General features: G+C 74.1%; 18 protein-coding genes. 8 read left to right on the plus strand and 10 right to left on the minus strand.

Going from position 1 to position 17674, the window contains the following annotated elements; translation table 11 throughout:
• Nucleotides 1–104: 104 nt before the first annotated feature.
• Together AC3CCI_RS11105 and AC3CCI_RS11110 are read left to right on the plus strand one after the other, a co-directional pair.
• Nucleotides 105–1460 carry a M23 family metallopeptidase gene (locus AC3CCI_RS11105; RefSeq protein WP_488627227.1) on the plus strand — a complete coding sequence of 452 codons (1356 nt, stop codon included), beginning with the start codon at nucleotides 105–107 and terminating at the stop codon, nucleotides 1458–1460.
• A gap of 52 nt (nucleotides 1461–1512) precedes the next feature.
• Nucleotides 1513–2034 carry a GNAT family N-acetyltransferase gene (locus tag AC3CCI_RS11110; RefSeq protein ID WP_488627228.1) on the plus strand — a complete coding sequence of 174 codons (522 nt, stop codon included), beginning with the start codon at nucleotides 1513–1515 and terminating at the stop codon, nucleotides 2032–2034.
• Nucleotides 2035–2254: 220 nt separating this feature from the next.
• Here AC3CCI_RS11110 and AC3CCI_RS11115 read toward each other — a convergent pair whose 3' ends face one another.
• Nucleotides 2255–2992 (minus strand): S1 family peptidase, encoded by a 738-nt coding sequence (locus tag AC3CCI_RS11115; RefSeq protein ID WP_354594725.1) that lies wholly within the window; start codon nucleotides 2990–2992, stop codon nucleotides 2255–2257.
• A gap of 251 nt (nucleotides 2993–3243) precedes the next feature.
• Between AC3CCI_RS11115 and AC3CCI_RS11120 the strand changes: the two genes are divergently transcribed.
• Entirely contained in the window at nucleotides 3244–3603 is a 360-nt protein-coding gene (locus AC3CCI_RS11120; protein ID WP_056046678.1) for a hypothetical protein, read from the plus strand.
• Between the two features lie 67 nt (nucleotides 3604–3670).
• On the opposite strand, the gene AC3CCI_RS11125 is transcribed toward AC3CCI_RS11120, so the two are convergent.
• From AC3CCI_RS11125 to AC3CCI_RS11140, 4 genes are all read right to left on the minus strand, one after another.
• Nucleotides 3671–4711, minus strand: a complete 1041-nt coding sequence (locus AC3CCI_RS11125) for a hypothetical protein (protein WP_488627229.1) — start codon at nucleotides 4709–4711, stop codon at nucleotides 3671–3673.
• A gap of 56 nt (nucleotides 4712–4767) precedes the next feature.
• Nucleotides 4768–5643 (minus strand): DNA/RNA non-specific endonuclease, encoded by an 876-nt coding sequence (locus tag AC3CCI_RS11130; protein WP_488627230.1) that lies wholly within the window; start codon nucleotides 5641–5643, stop codon nucleotides 4768–4770.
• A 176-nt stretch (nucleotides 5644–5819) separates the two neighbouring features.
• Complete coding sequence (locus AC3CCI_RS11135; protein WP_488627231.1) at nucleotides 5820–6494, minus strand: PadR family transcriptional regulator; 675 nt, start codon at nucleotides 6492–6494, stop codon at nucleotides 5820–5822.
• Between the two features lie 163 nt (nucleotides 6495–6657).
• On the minus strand, nucleotides 6658–7581 hold the full coding sequence (locus tag AC3CCI_RS11140; protein WP_488627232.1) for an HpcH/HpaI aldolase/citrate lyase family protein: 924 nt from the start codon (nucleotides 7579–7581) through the stop codon (nucleotides 6658–6660).
• Nucleotides 7582–7748: 167 nt separating this feature from the next.
• Between AC3CCI_RS11140 and AC3CCI_RS11145 the strand changes: the two genes are divergently transcribed.
• The 3 genes from AC3CCI_RS11145 to AC3CCI_RS11155 all read left to right on the plus strand — a co-directional run bounded on the left by AC3CCI_RS11145 (nucleotide 7749) and on the right by AC3CCI_RS11155 (nucleotide 11661).
• Nucleotides 7749–9362, plus strand: coding sequence for a CvpA family protein (locus AC3CCI_RS11145; protein WP_488627233.1), 1614 nt, complete (start codon nucleotides 7749–7751; stop codon nucleotides 9360–9362).
• A gap of 111 nt (nucleotides 9363–9473) precedes the next feature.
• Nucleotides 9474–10190: a hypothetical protein gene (locus tag AC3CCI_RS11150; RefSeq protein WP_488627234.1), complete on the plus strand. Its 717-nt coding sequence runs from the start codon at nucleotides 9474–9476 to the stop codon at nucleotides 10188–10190.
• A 175-nt stretch (nucleotides 10191–10365) separates the two neighbouring features.
• Nucleotides 10366–11661: an Nramp family divalent metal transporter gene (locus AC3CCI_RS11155; RefSeq protein WP_488627235.1), complete on the plus strand. Its 1296-nt coding sequence runs from the start codon at nucleotides 10366–10368 to the stop codon at nucleotides 11659–11661.
• A 76-nt stretch (nucleotides 11662–11737) separates the two neighbouring features.
• Here the strand turns inward: AC3CCI_RS11155 and AC3CCI_RS11160 are convergent, their stop codons facing one another.
• Nucleotides 11738–12847, minus strand: coding sequence for an alpha/beta fold hydrolase (locus AC3CCI_RS11160; protein ID WP_488627236.1), 1110 nt, complete (start codon nucleotides 12845–12847; stop codon nucleotides 11738–11740).
• A gap of 181 nt (nucleotides 12848–13028) precedes the next feature.
• Between AC3CCI_RS11160 and AC3CCI_RS11165 the strand changes: the two genes are divergently transcribed.
• The gene (locus tag AC3CCI_RS11165; protein WP_488627237.1) at nucleotides 13029–13739 is read left to right on the plus strand and encodes an SRPBCC family protein; all 711 of its coding nucleotides are present in this window, start codon (nucleotides 13029–13031) and stop codon (nucleotides 13737–13739) included.
• An 85-nt stretch (nucleotides 13740–13824) separates the two neighbouring features.
• Here the strand turns inward: AC3CCI_RS11165 and AC3CCI_RS11170 are convergent, their stop codons facing one another.
• Nucleotides 13825–14385, minus strand: coding sequence for a DUF1990 domain-containing protein (locus tag AC3CCI_RS11170; protein ID WP_488627238.1), 561 nt, complete (start codon nucleotides 14383–14385; stop codon nucleotides 13825–13827).
• A 48-nt stretch (nucleotides 14386–14433) separates the two neighbouring features.
• Here AC3CCI_RS11170 and AC3CCI_RS11175 point away from each other — a divergent pair, with 48 nt between their 5' ends.
• Nucleotides 14434–15051 carry an RBBP9/YdeN family alpha/beta hydrolase gene (locus AC3CCI_RS11175; RefSeq protein WP_488627239.1) on the plus strand — a complete coding sequence of 206 codons (618 nt, stop codon included), beginning with the start codon at nucleotides 14434–14436 and terminating at the stop codon, nucleotides 15049–15051.
• A gap of 115 nt (nucleotides 15052–15166) precedes the next feature.
• Here AC3CCI_RS11175 and AC3CCI_RS11180 read toward each other — a convergent pair whose 3' ends face one another.
• The 3 genes from AC3CCI_RS11180 to AC3CCI_RS11190 all read right to left on the minus strand — a co-directional run bounded on the left by AC3CCI_RS11180 (nucleotide 15167) and on the right by AC3CCI_RS11190 (nucleotide 17637).
• Nucleotides 15167–16453 carry a M18 family aminopeptidase gene (locus tag AC3CCI_RS11180; RefSeq protein ID WP_488627240.1) on the minus strand — a complete coding sequence of 429 codons (1287 nt, stop codon included), beginning with the start codon at nucleotides 16451–16453 and terminating at the stop codon, nucleotides 15167–15169.
• A 104-nt stretch (nucleotides 16454–16557) separates the two neighbouring features.
• Nucleotides 16558–16887: a hypothetical protein gene (locus tag AC3CCI_RS11185; RefSeq protein WP_488627241.1), complete on the minus strand. Its 330-nt coding sequence runs from the start codon at nucleotides 16885–16887 to the stop codon at nucleotides 16558–16560.
• A gap of 72 nt (nucleotides 16888–16959) precedes the next feature.
• Entirely contained in the window at nucleotides 16960–17637 is a 678-nt protein-coding gene (locus AC3CCI_RS11190) for a hypothetical protein (protein WP_488627242.1), read from the minus strand.
• Nucleotides 17638–17674: the final 37 nt, after the last annotated feature.

The following is a 17674-nucleotide window of genomic DNA, read 5'->3' on the forward strand; positions in this document are numbered from 1 at the left end:
CCTTCCCGGTTCCGCCCGTAGGCTGATCGGGTTCCCCACCCCCGACGACCGTCGATCCGACGCGTCCTGCGGGCCAGGACCGACCACAGATAGGTGCCCCCTCCGTGACTTCGCCCGTGACCCCGCCCCGCCGACGAGGCATCGCCGCCGCCGCGACGGTGCTGCTCAGCCTGTCGCTGGTCGTGTCGGGTTCGGTGCTCGGGGCCTCGACCGCGCAGGCCGTCAGCTACCCCTCGTGGGAGGACGTCCAGGCGGCCCGGTCGAACGAGTCGGTCAAGGCCGCCGAGGTCAGCCGCATCCAGGGCCTGCTCGACCAGCTGGCGAGCGACGCCGCCGACGCCCAGGCCGAGGCCGAACGTCTCGGCATCGCGTTCGAGAAGGCACAGGCCGACGCCGACGCCGGGGCCGCCAAGCTCTCCGAGCTCCAGGCGCAGGCCGACGAGAAGGGCGCCGTCGCCGACGCCAGCGAGCAGCGGGCCGGGCAGGTCTCGGCGCAGCTCGCCCGCACGGGTGGTGGCGACGTCTCGTCCCAGCTGGTGGGCGACACCGAGCAGGCGGGCGACCTGCTCTACCGCCTCGGGGCGATGAGCAAGCTCACCGAGCAGACCGACGGCATCCGCCAGCAGGCGGTGACCGACCGCAACGTCGCGCAGTCGCTGTCCGACCAGGCCAAGGTCGCCTCGGACGCGCTCGTGAAGCTGCAGGGCGCCGCACAGGTCTCGATGGACGAGGCCCAGGCCGCGTCCGACGCCGCCGCGTCCGCGGTGGCCGCCCAGCAAGAGAACGAGTCGCGCCTCCAGGGCCAGCTCGCCGTGCTGCAGGACCAGAGCCTGCAGACCGAGGCCGACTACGCCACGGGCGTCGAGGTCGCGCGTCAGGCCGAGGAGGCGCGCAAGGCGGCCGAGGCCGCCGAGGCCGCCCGCCAGGCCGAGGTGCTCCGTCAGCAGCGTGCCGTGGCGGCCGCGGCGGCGGCGGCAGCCCGACCGAGCACCCCCGCACCGGCTCCGGCGCCCTCTGGCGGTGGCTCGTCCGGTGGCGGTGCCTCCACCGGTTCGGGCTGGGTGCGTCCCAGCGCCGGCTACATGTCGAGCGGCTACGGCATGCGCGTCAACCCCGTGACGGGCGTCTACCGCATGCACGACGGCATCGACCTCGCGCCCGGTTGCAACAGCCCCATCTACGCCGCGACGTCGGGCACGGTCACGTTCGCCGGCCTGACGGGCGGCTACGGCAACTACGTCCAGATCAGCCACGGCGGCGGCGTCTCGACCGCCTACGGCCACATCGTCAACGGCGGCATCAAGGTGTCGCGCGGCCAGAGCGTCGTCGCGGGTCAGCTCATCGCGCTCGTCGGCTCGACGGGCAACTCGACCGGCTGCCACCTGCACTTCGAGACGCGCGTCAACGGCGCCTCGACGAACCCCGTGCCGTTCATGGCCGCCCGAGGCGTCGGCCTCTAGGTCGGAGCCCGCCGAGGCGGACCGCCCGCCCGCGAAGGGGCAGAATCGTCTGGTGACGAACGCCGCCCACCACACCCTGCCCCCGCTCCACCTCGAACGCGTCGCCTTCGACGACCCGCGGGCCGTCGCCCTGCGCGACGCGATGGACGCCGAGATGACCGTCCGCTACCACCGCGACGTGGTGGAGCCCGTCGCCGTCGTCGAGGCGCGGAACGCCGCCCTCACCGTCCACCCCTCGAACGTGTTGGGCACCGTGCTGGTCGTCGCCGACGACGTCGACGGCGGCACCCCGGTCGGCCACGCCCTCGTGCAGGACCGCGACGGCGAGTGGGAGGTCAAGCGCGTGATCGTCGCCGACGGCCAGCGCGGGCGGGGCATCGGTCGGCTGCTGATGGCCGAGGTCGAGTCGATCGCGCGCGAGGGCGGCGCCCGTCGGCTCGTCCTGCAGACCGGCGACCGGCAGCCGGACGCCGTCGCCCTGTACGAGAAGATCGGTTTCACGCGCATCCCGACGTACGAGCCCTACGTCACGACCATCCCGCAGTCCATCTGCTTCGAGAAGCCGATCGCCTGACGGGTCGGCGCCGCCCGTCGGGCGACGGCGGCCGGGTGGGACCGCCGCGGGCGCCTGCCCGCCGCCGCCGACGCACCGAGGAGGCGCGGGTCGCCACGACGCAGGAGGCGCGCCCCGGCCGCGTGGTCGGTGCGCGCCTCCTCCGCTCGTGTCACGGTAGGGTCCCTCGTCGCCGGGCGCCGGTGAGCCCCCGTGGTGGCCGGACCCGCCCGCCTCCGGACTAGAGGCCGGCCGTCGAGCGGATCCAGCTCGCGCTCTGCGACAGCACCGCGTAGTTCGAGCCCGCTCGCGTGTTCGCGCCCGGGTCGGCCTCGTCGCCGGTCGAGCAGACGGCCACGATCTGGCCGCCCACGATCAGCGGGCCGCCCGAGTCGCCGTGGTTCGCCGCGCCGGTCGTGCCGTTCAGGTGCTGGGCGGTCCCGCCGTAGGCGTCGGTGCTGCGGCCGGTCAGGCCGACCGTCGCCTGGTACAGGCCGTCGGACCGGACCGAGTTCGCCCGCAGGCCGTAGCCCATGATCGTCCCGCTGCCGGACGAGGTCGCCTGGAACCCCAGGTTCACCGAGGGGTAGCTGCCGAGGGCCTTCGACTGGCTGAGGTGGACGAGTGCGATGTCACCCGACGGTGCCGCGGCGACGCGGTCGACGGCGATCGCGGTGCCCGGGTTCGTCGTGCTGTTGGAGTGGTACACCTGCATCGAGGTGACGCCGTCGATGCAGTGGCGCGCGGTCAGCACCCAGCTGGCGTTGAGCTGCTCGCCCGTGCAGGCGTAGCTCGCGGTGCCCCCGGTCTGGAAGACCAGCTGGACGGCCCACGGCGTCGTGGGCGCCTTCTCGCCTCCGACGACGTCCGTCGACCGGATGGTGTCGACGGGCCCCGCGGCCACGGCCGAGGTCGAGACCCCGAGCGACCCGACGGCCAGGGCCGCGGTGGTCAGTGCGACGGCGACGGCTCTCTTCATGGTGTTCCCCTTCGTTCGTGTGGTGCGTGTCGGGTGGTCCCCGTCGGGCGGTGCTGCTGCCCGAGCCGTCGGGACGGGCGGCCCGGTGATCGCCCGACCGGGTGGGTCGGGCACGTGCCGCCTGGCTCGAGCCTCCGCCTGGCCCCCGTTCGGGGGCAAGTCGGCACTCTGGCCGACTTGACGGTCGGTGTTGCGCGTGGCAACAGGGCGGGTGCTCGCGGCGGATGCGGGCTGACGGGTAGCGTGTGCGGGTGATCACGCGACGAGACGCCGCCCTGCGGCTGGACATCCCGCTCGAGATGGCGAAGCGCCACGGACTGCCGCCCAAGATGACGGTCGACGAGCTGGTCGCCATCGAGCGGACCCCGCCGGCGTGGCTGGTGCAGTCCCGCGCCAACCGCACGGGCAAGCCCGTCTGGGTCGAGCTCGAGTGCGTCGTCTGCGGTTACCACGAGGCGGCCCGGCCGAAGAAGTGGTGGCCCGAGTACACCTACCTCAGCTGCGACGACCACGGCGCCGACGAGCTGCCCGAGCCCGAGCCGGGCGTCGTCCGGGCCGAGGTCGACGGCGTCGGCACCCGTTTCGTCGCCATCGTCGACGTCGCGCCCTGACCCCTCCGTCCGCCCGGCTCGTCGGCCCGGCCCCTCGGGACGGCCGAGGAGGCGCGGCGCGCGCCGGTCAGACCGTGTACTGCACCGAGACCGGCGGCTCGAGCCCGGCGAGCACGTGCACGTAGGCCTGGCGGGCGTCCTCGACCAGCAGCTGGCGCTGGATGTGCTGGTCGTGCCAGTCGACGAGGTCGCCGGGCGTGACGTCGTCGACGTCGTCCGCCACGAGGTAGCTGAAGGCGTACGCGCTGCCGTCGACGTCGAGGGTGCGGCGGTACCCCAGGGTCTGTCGGCTGTCGGCGTCGACGAACACCTCCCAGCCGGGGTCGCTCGCGTCAGGCAGCGTGACGTCGACCACCGGGTGGGCCGCACCGGGCGCCGGTGAGGCGAGCCTCGTCCCGAGGGTGGCGGTCCGCAGCGTCGTGGCCGCCGGGCCCGCCGTCGCCAGGTCGGTCGGCCGGGACGCACCGTCGACGGCTGAGCCCGCCCCGGTGCCCTCGACGCCTGCTCGCGCGGCCCGGGCCGCGGCCGCCGCACCGGCCAGGGACGACTCGGGCGAACTCGTGTCGATGCCCCGGACGACGTCGTGGTCGACCCGGGCGACGGCACGCGCGAGTGCGCCCCCGAAGAGGTGCAGGCGTCGGGCCGTCGCGCGCGACCAGGCCTCGAGGGCGTCACGCTCGTCCGGCGTGAAGGGTTCGGGCTCGAACGAGTTGACGGCGAACGAGGCGGCCTCGACCGACCACTCCCACTCGAGCACGACCCGCAGCAGGGCCGAGCGACGGGGCAGCAGCGCGAGGGTTCCACGACGCAGGCCCGGCGAGAAGTGCAGCTCGGGTTCGTCGAGCAGGTGCCGGACGTCGGCGGCGGCGTCGGTCGAGGTGAGCGGCACGACGAAGGCGACCTGCACCTCGCGCCACGGGGCGGCGCGGACCGGAGGTGCGTCCTCGTCGCGCAGGATCGTCAGGCTGCGCGGCATCTCGGGAGGCAGGACCGGCCCCGGATCGCGCGGCTCGAGGTCGCGGGACGTGGCGTCGCCGGGCACGGCGTCGCCCGACCCCTCGTCGGAGGGCTCGGCGGGGTCGACGGGGTCTCGGTCGTTCGGTGCCATGGCCCGAGAATGGTGGCACGACTCGATGCGAACCGCCTGGGCGAGAGGCCCCGCCCTCAGAACGAGAGCTGGTCGACCGACGTGAGCGGGACCCAGCCGGCGCGGATGCCGTCCGGTGGCTCGATGGTCGGCACCGGCTGCAGGGTGTCGGCCTCGGCGAGCTGGGCCAGGTCGAACCCGGTCATCTCGGCGATGTCGCGGACGGGCACCTGGTAGGTGCGGTACGGCCCGAGCGGGGGCGGGTCGCCCAGCTCGTGGGCCCGGGCGAACGCCGCCTCGAGGTCGACGCCCTCGAGTTCGGGCGACTGGTCGAGCAGGTAGGCCGCCGTGCGCAGCGACCCACCGTCGGACGTCGTCCACGCCGCGACCTTGAAGAACCGGCGGGGCAGCCTGACCCCGCGGTACGGAGCGTCGTCGTCGAGCAGCACGGGCGCCGTGAAGACGGTCAGACGCTGCCGGTGCGTCGAGGCGTACTGCAGCACCTGGTCTTCGAGCCCGAGCCAGAGCTCTTTCGACTGGTTGAACTCGGCGGCCTGCGGGGCGGCGTTCGTGAAGCTGAAGGTGTCGACGTTCGCCGCCGCGGCGACGGACGGGTCGCCCCAGACCGGGTCGCGACGACGCACCAGGTGCCCCCGGTCGAGGTCGTTCGAGGCGTAGACGTCGGGGCCGGTCTGCTCGTCGTCGGGCACGCGGTCGTCGACGTGCCAGTCGTCGCCGCGGCCGAGATCGAGCAGGCTCGCCCCGTCGATGTTGACCGCCGTCAGGGCGGCCAGGCGCCGGGCCGGGTCGAGCAGCACCGTGAAGTGGACGTACGGCAGCTCGCGCACGGTCGTGTGGACGGCCGGCAGGGGCACGTCGACCGTGAGGAACGACGGGTCGTAGCCCGAGCGGTCGGGAGTGGTCGCGGTGGTGGGGTCGTCTGCGGTGCTCATGGGCGCCTCCGGCGGGGTCGTCGTGCTCGTGGGGCCATCATGCCCACGGCCTCCGACATCCGGCCCGGTCGGCGAGGCGCCGGCGCGAACACGCGCAGGAGGCGCGGCGCGGGGGATTCCCGCACCGCGCCTCCCGGGGTGCCCGAGTCGGCGACCGAGCCGAGGCTGGCCGGGCCTCAGTCGGCCAGGATCGCGTACAGCGCGCGTCGGGTCTCGTCGAGCTTGGCGGTGGCGGCGGCCCGCTGGGCCTCGCTGCCGTCGTGGTGGAACTGCTTGACGACGCCCATCAGCTTCATGAGGCTGGTCTGGAACTCGCGGTCGGTGTCGCTGGCGTCGTCGGCTGTGGCGGCCCACGCCTTCTCGATCTCGTCGGCGTGCTCGGCCACGTAGGCGCGACCCGCCTCGGTCAACGTGAAGACGCTCTTCGTGGCGGCCTCGTCGCTCGAGATGAGCTCTTCGTCGACGAGTTGCTGCAGCGTGGGGTAGACCGAGCCGGGGCTGGGCTTCCACGTGCCGTCGGTGCGTTCGGCGATCGCCTTGATCAGGCCGTAGCCGTTCGAGGGGGCGTCGGCGAGCAGCGACAGGATCGCCAGTCGCACGTCGCCGCGTCGGGCGCGTCCGCGTCCGCCGCGGCCCGGGCCGAATCCGCCGGGGCCGAAGCCCGGGCCCCCGGGGCCGAAACCGGGGCCGAAGCCGCCGAAGCCGGGGCCCGGGCGGAAGCCGCGGCCGAACGGGCGGCCGAAGCGGCCGTGACCCTCGCCGCGGCCGAAGGGATCGCGACGGGCGTCGGGGGAGTCGTGGTGGTGGCGACGGGGGTCGCCGTGGTTCTCGGGGGTGAAGTCGGTACCCATGGGGTACTCCTTTCGGGTCGGGGAGAAGTCGAGATCGCGACGTCCTGTCGCGATGTGTCAAAGATATGTCGTTGACTATCGCGAGTCAACCCCTGACGGGAGATCTCGACAAAAAAGGAGGCGCACCCCTGGTGGGGTGCGCCTCCTGTCGTCCTCGTGCGGGTCAGCTCGCGGGCTGCACCCCGAACGCCGACGCGAGCTTCTCGATCTTCTGGGCACGGCCCAGGCGCGGCAGGTCGCTGCCGTCGCGGATGACGCGGCCGCGGCCCTCGAAGTCGGCGAGGAAGTCCTGTGCCCAGGCGACGTCGGACGGCGTGGGGCTGATGACCTCGTTGATCACCGGCAGCTGCTCGACGTCGAGGCAGAGCTTGCCGGTGAGGCCGAGGGCGACGGCCACCGACGACTGTTCGCGCAGCACGGGGTGGCTGCTGCCGACCGTCGGGCCGTCGATCGGGCCGGGCAGGCCGCCGATGCGGCTGGCCACGACGAGGCGCGAGCGGGGGTAGGCCATGGCCAGGTCGTCGGCGCTCGTGCCGGTGTCGCGGCGGTAGTCGCCGCTGCCGAACGCGAGGCGGAAGGCGCCGCGGGCCTTGGCGATGGCGGGGCTCTCTTCGATGCCGAGGGCCGACTCGACCAGCGCGAGCACCGGCACCGCGCCTCCGAGGCGGTCGAAGGTCTCGGTCACGTGCTCCGGTGCCTCGGTCTTCGCGAGCATGACGCCGTGCAACCCGGGCAGGCCCATGAGGGCGTCGACGTCGTCGGACCAGAAGTCGGTCGACCGGTCGTTGATGCGCACCCACGCCTCGCCACCGCCGGTGAGCCAGGAGACGACGTCGTCGCGGGCGGCGGGCTTGCGGGCGGGGTCGACCGCGTCCTCGATGTCGAGCACGATCTGGTCGGCACGCGAGGTCCGGGCCGAGTCGAAACGGTCGGGTGCCGTGCCGGGCACGAGCAGCCACGACCGGGCGATGTCGGGGTTCGGTCGGGTGCGGCCGGCCCCCGGGGCCCGGCGCGTGGTCGAGGCGGCCCCGGCCGATCCGGCGTCGGTCGAGGTCGGGTCGGAGGGGGTCTGGCTGGTGTCGGTCATGACGTCGTCGTCCTTCGTCGCTCGGCGGTCCCGTCCACGCTACCGGCTCGCCCGGGCCTGCGAGTCCTCCCGGCCCGGGCGGGGGCTCCCGGCCCGCGGTGCCGTTCGGGCGTAACGTTCAGGAGGATCACAGATCCAGGGAACGACCCCACCGACAGGAGTGAGCCATGACCGACGCGAACGATCCGCGGCGCGACCGCCCCGACCACGAGGGACGCGATCCCCGGCACGACGACGACTCGAACGACGCCGGACGCCCCGACGAGGCCGACCGGGCCGACCAGGGCGAGGCGCCCTACGGCTCGCAGGTGCCCACCCAGCAGCCCCCGGCCGTCGACTTCGGCTCGGACGCCCCGACGCAGCAGCAGCCCGCCGTCGACTTCGGCTCGGACGCCCCGACGCAGCAGCAGCCCGCCGTCGACTTCGGCTCGGACGCCCCGACGCAGCAGCAGCCCGCCGTCGACTTCGGTTCCGACGCCCCGACGCAGCAGGCGTCCGTCGCCGACGCCGACGACCGCCCCGTGGTCGCGGAGGCGCACGACACCCGGACGACGTCGGACGAGGAGGCGCTGCCCGACTCGGTCCCGGCCGAGTACGTCCCCGGCGACACGGCCCCCGACCGCACCGGGCCCTCGGACGGTGCCGCGCCGTCCGACGACACCGATCGTCGCGACTCCGACCGGGTCGACACCGAGGTCCTCTCGGAGTCCGACCGGGACGCGTCGTCGACCGACCGGGACGCGTCGTCGACCGACCGGGACGCGTCGTCGACCGACCGCCCCACCGAGGCGATCCCGATGGTGGCACCGTCCGAGCCCGCGCCGCGTGCCTGGTCCGCGTCGTCCGACGGCAACCGCCGTCCGTTGCACGACGACGAGGCGCTGCGGGCCGCCGAGGCCGCACGCGCCGGAGACCCCGCCACGGGCGACCGGGGCGACGACACGGCCACCGCGGCGTCCGCGACCGCGGCGACCGGCGCCTCCTCGTCCGGGCACGAGCCCTGGGTCGACGACCGCTCGGACGCCGAGCGCGACGCCGTCGACCGGGCCGCAGCCGACCGTCAGCCCTCGTTCGGACAGGACGCCCCGACGGTCGTGGCCCCCACCGCCGCCGCTGCAGGAGGCGCGGCCGCGGGTGCCGCCGCCGGTCGCGACACCGGCTCCCACGCCTACCCCCTCGTCAAGGACTCCGGCATCGACCACGTGTCGGTGCGCCGCGAGCTCCTCGCGCAGCAGAAGGAGGAGTTCGGCGGCATCCGCTTCGGCGCCGGCCTGCTCGGCTGGTTCGCCGCGACCGGCTTCGGCCTCGTCATGATCACCATCTTCGGCGGCGTCCTCGCGGCCTGGGGTGGCGTCGCGTCGGGGTCGACCGCCATGGCCGACCTGCGCACCTTCACCACCGACAACGCGGACGCCCTGGCGCTGACCTCGGGCATCGTCGTGCTCGCGATCATCTTCTTCGGCTACCTGATCGGCGGGTACACGGCCTCGCGCATCGCCCGCTTCAGCGGCTTCAAGCAAGGGCTCACGACCTGGCTCTGGGGCGTCGTGATCACGATCGTCCTCGCCGTGGTCGTGGGCGTCGTCGGCACGCAGAGCGGCGACTCGTCGTCGCCGAACCCGTTCGTCCCCTCGATGGACGACCTGCAGTCCTCGTCCGTCGCCGGCCTGATCGGCCTCGGGGCGGTCGTCGTGCTGAGCTTCGGCGGCGCCGTCCTCGGTGGCGTGCTGGGGCAGCGTTACCACCGCAAGGTCGACCGCTTCTACGCAGAAGACGAGTGAGCCCCGCGAGGGGCGGGCCGGTCGGCCCACCCCTCGCCCTCGCCCCATCCGACGCCGCCCGGGCGTCGAACACCGATCAACCCCACCGGGCAGCACAGACAAGGACCACTCATGCGCACCCCCACCCGTTCGTCCCTCGGCCGAGGCGTCCTCGGCGTCATCGCCACCGGAGCCCTGGCGTTCTCGCTCGCGGCCTGCGCCTCGACCTCGGACTCCGAGAGCAACAACACCGCCCCGACCCACCCCGTCAACCAGACCCGCGAGCCCGGCCCGGGCGAGAGCCTGCTGCCCGCGGCCTCCATCGCCGACCTGTCGAACGGCGTCGACACCCAGGTCGCGGTCGACTCGTCGTTCGTCGCCGCGCTCACCTCGCTCGGCCTCACCCCCGGCGTCGTCGGCACGGCGACCTTCACCGACGGGACGTTCTCGTTCCCGATCACGGGCGGCCACGTCGACTACTACGGCCCCGACAGTTCGGTGCGCCCGTACGTCCAGGGCGAGATCGACCACGACGGCTCGGGCCTGTCGCTGACCGCCGGCGACACCGTCGTCCAGCTGACCGACTTCCGCATCGACCCGGGTGAGTCGAAGCTGTTCGGCACCGTGACGGCGAACGGCGAGGTCGTGGCCGAGGACGCCTACCTGTTCAACCTCTGGGGCGGCACGCTCAAGCCCCTCGAGGTCGTCGACGGCGACGCCGTGCTCGAGGGCACGACGGTGCACGTCAGCCCCGACGCCGCCGAGCTGCTGAACCAGACCTTCGACACGGACGCCGTCCAGGACGAGATGCTCGTCGGCGTCGCGAAGATCACCGCCGCCACGGAGTAGCGCTCCTCCGCGGCTCGATCCGCTACCTGACGGATCGGCCTCGAACCCGGTTTCGAACCATGAACCCAATTCCTTCTGGGTTCATGGTTCGAAACCGGGTTTTTCGGCACCAGCCAGGATTGAGCCTCGTCCACAAGCAAGTTTCGGTCAACCGAAACCTTGCTAGGGTCGAGGCATGAGCTCGACCGACGCCCACCGTGCCGACCCCGACCGGCCGCGCATCGACCGGGCGATCGACGGTGACCACCAGCCGGTGGTGCACGCCCGGCCGCGGGGCACCCTGCTCGGGCCGGCGTTCGTGGCGGCCATCGCCTACGTCGACCCCGGCAACGTCGCGGCCAACCTCACCGCGGGCGCCGCGTACCAGTACACGCTGCTCTGGGTGCTCGTGCTGGCCAACGCCATCGCCGTGCTCGTCCAGTACCTGTCGGCCAAGCTCGGCATCGTCACGGGGCGCTCGCTGCCCGAAGTGATGGGCACGCGCCTCCGTCGTCGGCCCCTCCGCCTCGCCTACTGGGGGCAGGCAGAGCTCGTGGCGGCCGCGACCGACGTCGCCGAGATCATCGGCGGGGCCCTCGCCCTGCAGCTGCTCTTCGGCGTGCCCCTCGTCGTCGGCGGCCTCCTCACCGGGCTGGTCTCGTTGGGCCTGCTCATGCTGACGAGGTACCGCGGCGGACGGGTGTTCCAGACCGTCGTCATCGGCCTGCTCGCCGTGCTGACGCTCGGCTTCTGCGCCGGATTGCTCTTCGCCCCGCCCTCGGCCGGGGGCATGCTCGCCGGTCTCGTCCCCCGCTTCGAGGACAGCACCGCCGTGCTGCTCGCCGCCTCGATGCTCGGCGCGACGGTCATGCCGCACGCGGTCTACCTGCACTCCGCCCTCACGCGCGACCACCACGGCGTGGTCGCCGAGGGGGCCGACCGGGCGCGCGTGCTGAGGGCCACGCGGTGGGACGTCGTCCTGGCCCTGCTGGTCGCCGGTGGCGTCAACGTCGCCATGCTCGTGCTCGCGGCGTCGACCCTGGCCGGGCAGGACGGCACCGACACGATCCCGGGGGCGCAACGGGCCATCGCCGCCGCGCTCGGGCCGGTCGTCGGCGTCCTGTTCGCGGTCGGTCTGCTCGCCTCCGGCCTGGCGTCGACGTCGATCGGGGCGATGGCCGGTGCCGAGATCATGAAGGGCCTGCTGCACGTGCAGGTGCCGCTCACGGTGCGCCGGGTCGTCACGCTGATCCCCGCACTCGTGCTGCTCGCGACGGGCATCAGCCCGACCTGGCTGCTCGTGCTGAGCCAGGTCGTGCTGAGCTTCGGCATCGCCTTCGCCCTCGTGCCGCTCGTCGTCGCGACCAGCGACCGCGCGCTCATGGGCACGGGCGTGAACGCGGTCGGCACGCGGGTCGCGGGGTGGGCGGCCGTGGTGGTCGTCGTCGCGCTCAACCTCGTGCTGATCGGGCTGACCGTCTCGGGGGCGTGACGGGCGCGGTCGCCGCGACCCGCGCCTCCTGCGCCGTCGGCTGCGGGGCGCGCCCCGGTCTCGTCCGGCGGCCCGCTCAGCCTCGGGCGTCGTCGGTGGTGGGTTCGATGTGCGGACCGTCGTCGGGGTCGTCGCCGGCGGCGGCCTTCTCGGCCTGCCGACGGTCGAACGCCGCCTGCATCGACTCGGCGTGGTCGGTCTTCGCCTTCGCGAGGGCCTCGTCGTCGCCGCGCATGGTCGCGATGGTCGAGCGCAACCGGGCCCCGACGGCCTTGACGAGATCGGCCGGACTCGGGCTGAAGTCGTCGCTCTCGTCACCGTCGCCCGCGTCGACGTAGTGGTGGAGCTCGTCGCTCTCGTCGTGGCGGATCGGCTGCTGGGCGTGCTCGACGCAGAGCTTGGCGACCTCTTCGGCGTGGGCGTGCATGACCGAGTGGGCGGCGCCGGGCATCTCCCACAGGCGCGACGACGGCAGCAGCTCGCCGACCCGGCGCACCCACTCCCGCGGGGCGACGGCGTCGTGCTCGCCGCGGATCACCAGGGTGTCGGCGGTGATCGCCGGCAGGTGCTGCTCGATCGGGTACGTCATCATCTTCGGCAGGATGCGCGAGAACCACCGCACCCCGCAGAGGACGTAGGCGCTGAGGGCCAGGAACTTGACGCGCCCGGGTTCGTGCCAGGCCGCCCGCGCGAACCGCACGCCCTGTGAGAGGACGTTGCGGTGGGCCGGGTCGATGACGGGGCCGATGAGCACGACGGTCGTGAGGTCGGGCCGGCGAGAGGCGAGGTCGACCACGATCTGGGTGCCCATCGAGTGCCCGACGACGACCGGGTCGTCGAGCCCCAGCTCGTCGACGGCGGTGCCGACCAGGTCGGCGTACTCGCGGATGGTCAGGGCGTGACCCGGGTGCGGCACCCCGGCGAAGCCCGGCAGGTCGAGGGCGTGCACGGGGCCGAACTCGTTGAGGTTCGGGGCGAGGCGCTCGAAGTAGTCGGACGAGACGCCGATGCCCGGCACCAGGACGAACGGCCGTTCACCGGTCTCGCCGATGGTGTTGACCCGCACGTAGAGGTCGCCTCGCTCGACCCGACGGACGGTGACCCTGGTGTCGACGTCGGAGGCCCGGGCGGCGTCGCGGGCGGCCGCGCGGCGGGCGGAGCCGGTGGGGCGACGTCGAGGGCTCATCGGATCAGTCTGGCACGGCGCGCCCTTCGCCCGGAGCGGTGGCGTGGTGTCGTCCGTCGGTGCCAGGCTGACCGGAGCAGGTCGCGCGCGACGCCTTCGCGTCCGGCGACCCGCCACCCTCGACCTGCCACCCTCGACCTGCCACCCTCGACCTGCCACCCTCGACGAGAGAAGAGTCACCGTGCCCGCAGCCGACGTCGTCCGCACCGTCACCCTCGCCGCGCCTCCCGCCGTGGTCTTCGAGGCCGTCACCACCGGCACCGCCGGGTGGCTCTGGCCCGGCGAGGTGGAACCCCGAGAAGGAGGCGCGGCGGGGCCGGGTGCCGTCGTCACGGCCTGGCAGCCGGGTCGCCACTACGCCAACCGCACCGAGGGCGAGGGCGGATGGTTCAACGAGCTCGACTTCGCCCTCTCGGACGCCGACGAGACCGGCGGCTCCACCCACCTGACCTACCGGCACTCGAGCGTCTTCGACGTCGGACAGCTGCCGGGGGTCGAGGCCCACACCGACTTCTACCTGCACACCCTCGCCGAGTACGTCGCGTGGTTCCCGGGTCGCGCGGCGACGTTCACGAGCGTCGACGCCCCCGGATCGTCGGCCGGGCCGGGCTCGTTCGAGCGGGTGCTGCGGGCGCTCGACCTGGCCGACGACGTCGAGGTCGGGGACGCCGTCGTCGTCGACCTGCCCGGTGTGGGACCCGTCGCCGCCGGCCTGTCGTACCGCACGGCGTCCTTCGCGGGCCTCCGGACGGGCACCGCGCTGGTCCGCGTCTTCGGGCGTGGGGCCTGGGGTGCCGGGGTGAGCGTCAGCGTCCACGACCTCGCCGAGGCAGCCGACGGTGCGGCGACGGAACGGGCCTGGCAGGGGTGGCTCGACGGCCTGTTCGGGTGAGCCGCGCCTCCTCGGCCGGGCGGCCGGGACGCAGGGCGGTCGAACGGCCGGGCGGCCGGGCGGCCGGGCGGCAGGGGCGCCGTCGTCAGGCGGACGCCAGCACGTCGTCGAGGGCGCGCAGGTTTCGGCGCAGGACGAGCGACAGGGCGAGGGTCGACGCAGGCCCGGCGGCCCGCATCCACCAGGCGGCGGGTCGCCAGACGACGCGGATGTCGAGCGTGACGCGGTCGTCGTCGTGGTGGCGCACGCGGTAGCTCTCCCAGCCGCGCTGCGGGTGGCCGACCAGGGCGGCGTGGCCGAAGCCGATCTCGGTCTCGGACCGCACGACGGCGAACACCCGGCACGCGACGGTCGGGTGCAGCGGGCCGAAGGTGACGCCCCACACGCTCGTCGCGCCGACGGTCACGCGGTCGGGCACCTCGAGGGGCACGAAGCCCGAGCCGCGGTGCACCTGCCAGAGCAGCACGGCGTCCCCCGCGGCCTCGAAGGTGGCCCGGCCGTGGCCGATCACCCGGCTGCGGGTCGTGACGTGGAACCCGGGGGGCGGCGGACCGTCGAGGGTCGGCTCACCGTCGAACGCGTAGCCGTCGCCGAACCGCGCCCGGGGCGAGCGGCTCGATCGTGACCCGTGCGGCTGTGACGTCATGGGTCGACCCTGCCATGTGAGGGGCAGCCGTCGGGGCATGATCGGAGCGTGACCGACGCGACCGCCCCGACGCCCACCCCTCCCGCGGCCTACCTGATCCTGCACGGCTGGCAGAACCACCGGCCCGAGGACCACTGGCAGCACCGACTCGCCGCCGAGCTCGAGGCCCGTGGGCACGCGGTGCGCTACCCGCAGCTGCCCGACGCCGACGAGCCCACGCCCGCCGCGTGGGAGGCCGCGGTGCGGCGCGAACTCGCCGCCCTGCCGGCGGGCCGACCGGTGACGGTGCTGTGCCACAGCCTGTCGTGCCTGCTCTGGTTGAGGCTGCAGGCCGGGGACGCGCCTCCGCGGGCCGACCGGGTCGCGCTCGTCGCGCCTCCGTCGCCCGAGCTGATCGCCGGGCAGCCGATCCACGCGTTCGTGGCCGGCGACCTCTTCGACGGGCGCCTGCTCTCACCGGGCGGGGCCGCCGAGTCGGTCGTCGTCGCCGGGGACGACGACGAGTGGCTGCCCCTCGGCCCGGTGGACACCTGGGAGGCGCGGGTCGACGCCCCGGTCGTCGTCGTGCCCCGGGGCGGTCACCTCACCCCCGACTCGGGCTACGGCGAGTGGCCGGCCGTGCTGGCCTGGGCGCTCGGGTCATCTGCGGCGGAGGCGTTCGGCTGAGGCCGCGCCGCGTCGTCCGCGGCGCGTCCGGGCGCTGCGGCTACGCGCCGGGCGCCGGGCGCCGGGCGCCGGGCGCCGGGCGCCGGGCGCCGGGCGGCGGGCGCCGGGCGCCGGGCTACGCGTCCGGCGCGAGGAACGCCGCGGCGGCGCGCGACAGGTAGGCCGGGTCGTCGGCGCCGCAGAGCTCGCGGGCCGAGTGCATGCCGAGCAGCGGGATGCCGACGTCGATCGTGCGGATGCCGAGCCGCGTCGCCGTGATCGGCCCGATCGTCGAGCCGCAGGGCACCGAGTTGTTCGACACGAACTCCTGGAACGGCACGCCGGCCTGCGCGCAGGCTCGTGACCACTCGGCCGCCCCGAGACCGTCGGTCGCGTAGCGCTGGTTCGCGTTGATCTTGAGCAGCGGCCCGCGGTTGACCACCGGCTGGTTGACCGGGTCGTGGCGCTCGGGGTAGTTCGGGTGGACCGCGTGCCCGGCGTCGGCACTCAGGCACCACGAGCCGGCGAGGGCGCGGCGGTGGTCGGTGGTCGTCGCGCCGAGACCGGCCGAGACCCGCGCGAGCACGTCCTCGAGCAGCGGCCCGGCGGCACCCGACGGCGTGGCCGAACCGACCTCCTCGTGGTCGAACGCCGCGAACACGGCGACGTGGTCGAGCTCGACGCCCGACGTCGCCGTCTCGATCAGGGCGACGAGACCCGCGTGGGTGGACGACAGGTTGTCCATGCGACCGGCGGCGAACAGCTCGCCGTTCAACCCGAGGACGGCAGGAGGCGCGGTGTCGGCCACGACCACGTCGTACCCGGTCACGTCGGCTCCCGTCAGCCCGGCCAGGCCGGCGAGGTGGCCGAGGACGTCGGCCTCGTCGAGCGGCCCCGCCCCGACCACGGGGTCCAGGTGGCGCTGGGGGTCGAGCTTCAAGCCCTCGGCGTTGACCCCGCGGTCGAGGTGGACGGCCAGCTGCGGGAAGCGCAGCAGCGGACCGGTGCGCACGAGATGCGTCTCGCCCCCGCGGGTGATCAGCCGACCCGCGAACTCGAGGTCGCGGTCGAGCCACGAGTTGAACAGCGGCCCGCCGTAGACCTCGACGCCTGCCTGCAGCCAGCCCCGGGTGCCGGTGGTCGGCTTGGGCTTCAGCTTGAAGCCGGGGGAGTCGGTGTGCGCCCCGACCACGCGGAACGGCGTCGTGGCCGTCGCCGTGGCCGGTTCGATCCAGGCGATGACCGCGCCGTCGCGCACGACGTAGCGGCGACCCGGGCCGTCGGGCCACTCGGCGGTCTCGTCGAGGGCGGTGAACCCGGCCTCGTCGAGCCGACGGGCGGCCTCGGCCGCGGCGTGGAAGGACGAGGGCGAGGCCTGGATGAAGCGGGCGAAGTCGTCGAGGTGGGGGCGCGTGTCGGTCATCCCCACCAGCATGCACCACCCCGTGGCTGCCGAGACCCCACGAGGTCGCCGAGACCCCGGCGCGCGCCCGGGGGTCTCGGCGACTTCCCGGGGTCTCGGCGAGGTCAGCGGCCGCCGCTGCCGCCGCGGTTCGCCCCGATGTCGCCCCGGTGGGCGTTCGCCTCGGGGTCGGCCGAGTGCGGGTCCTCGTCGTCGAGCGTGAGGGCGGCGTCCTGCTCGCCCGAGACGCCCCCGGGGCTGACGGCGACGTAGCCGTCCTCGCCCGAGTGGCTGCCACCGAGCGGCTGGGTGACGTCACCGTCGGGCGTCGCGTCGCCAGCGCCGGCGGGCTCGCCCTGGGTGTCGGTCGGGCCCGTGCCGTGGGTCGCTCGGTGCGTCTCGACGGCTGCGGCCTCGACCGCGGCCTGGTCGTCGGGGGTGCTGTCGCTGGTCATGGTCGTGCCTCTCCTGGCCGGGATCGTGACGGGGCCTCCGACGCTAGGCGCGTCGCCCCTCCGACGCCCGCGTCATGCAGGGCGACCGTCCCATCCCGACACCGCGCCCACCGCGAAGACGAGACCGGCCACGAGCAGGAGCGAGGCGATCGACGGGAAGACGATCGTCCGCGAGCGGACGCCGTGGACGATCCAGGCGACGAGGGCCACGATGCTCGCGACCACGACGATCGTCGACACCACGGCCGTCAGCGTCGACGGGGCGTCCAGCCGCCCCCTCCAGAGCACGGCCGACACACCTGGCAGGACGGACGTCGTCCAGAGCGGCAGGAGCATCTCGTCGACGGGTCCCGACAACTGCCATCCGTCGTCGTCCCAGCGCTTTCGGTAGGACCCGTCGACGTGGGTGCCCCCGAGGTGCGGGGGCAGGATCGCTGTGAGGTCCCGCGGCAGGTCGCTGCCGGGTCGGAGCCTCAGGTACGTGCGGAGACGGTCGACGGTGGTGATCCCGGTCAGCACCCGCCAGAACACCCGACGTTCGTGCGCCGTCGTGTACCCGTCGATCACGATGCCCCAGCGGGCCGCCCGGTCCACGTGGCCCTCGGCGCGGGCGAAGTCGGCCAGGGCCATGCGGACGACCAGGTCCCTCGGCGCCTGCTCGGCCAGCGCTCGCAACAGGACCCGCGCCTCCTCGAACTCCTCCGCGTCGCGATGCGCGGTGACGCGCTCGAGGGTGCCGTCGACGTCCACGGGGCAAGCATCGACGATCCGTCGCATCGGCGGCGCT

This window comes from Frigoribacterium sp. CF331, from assembly GCF_057787905.1.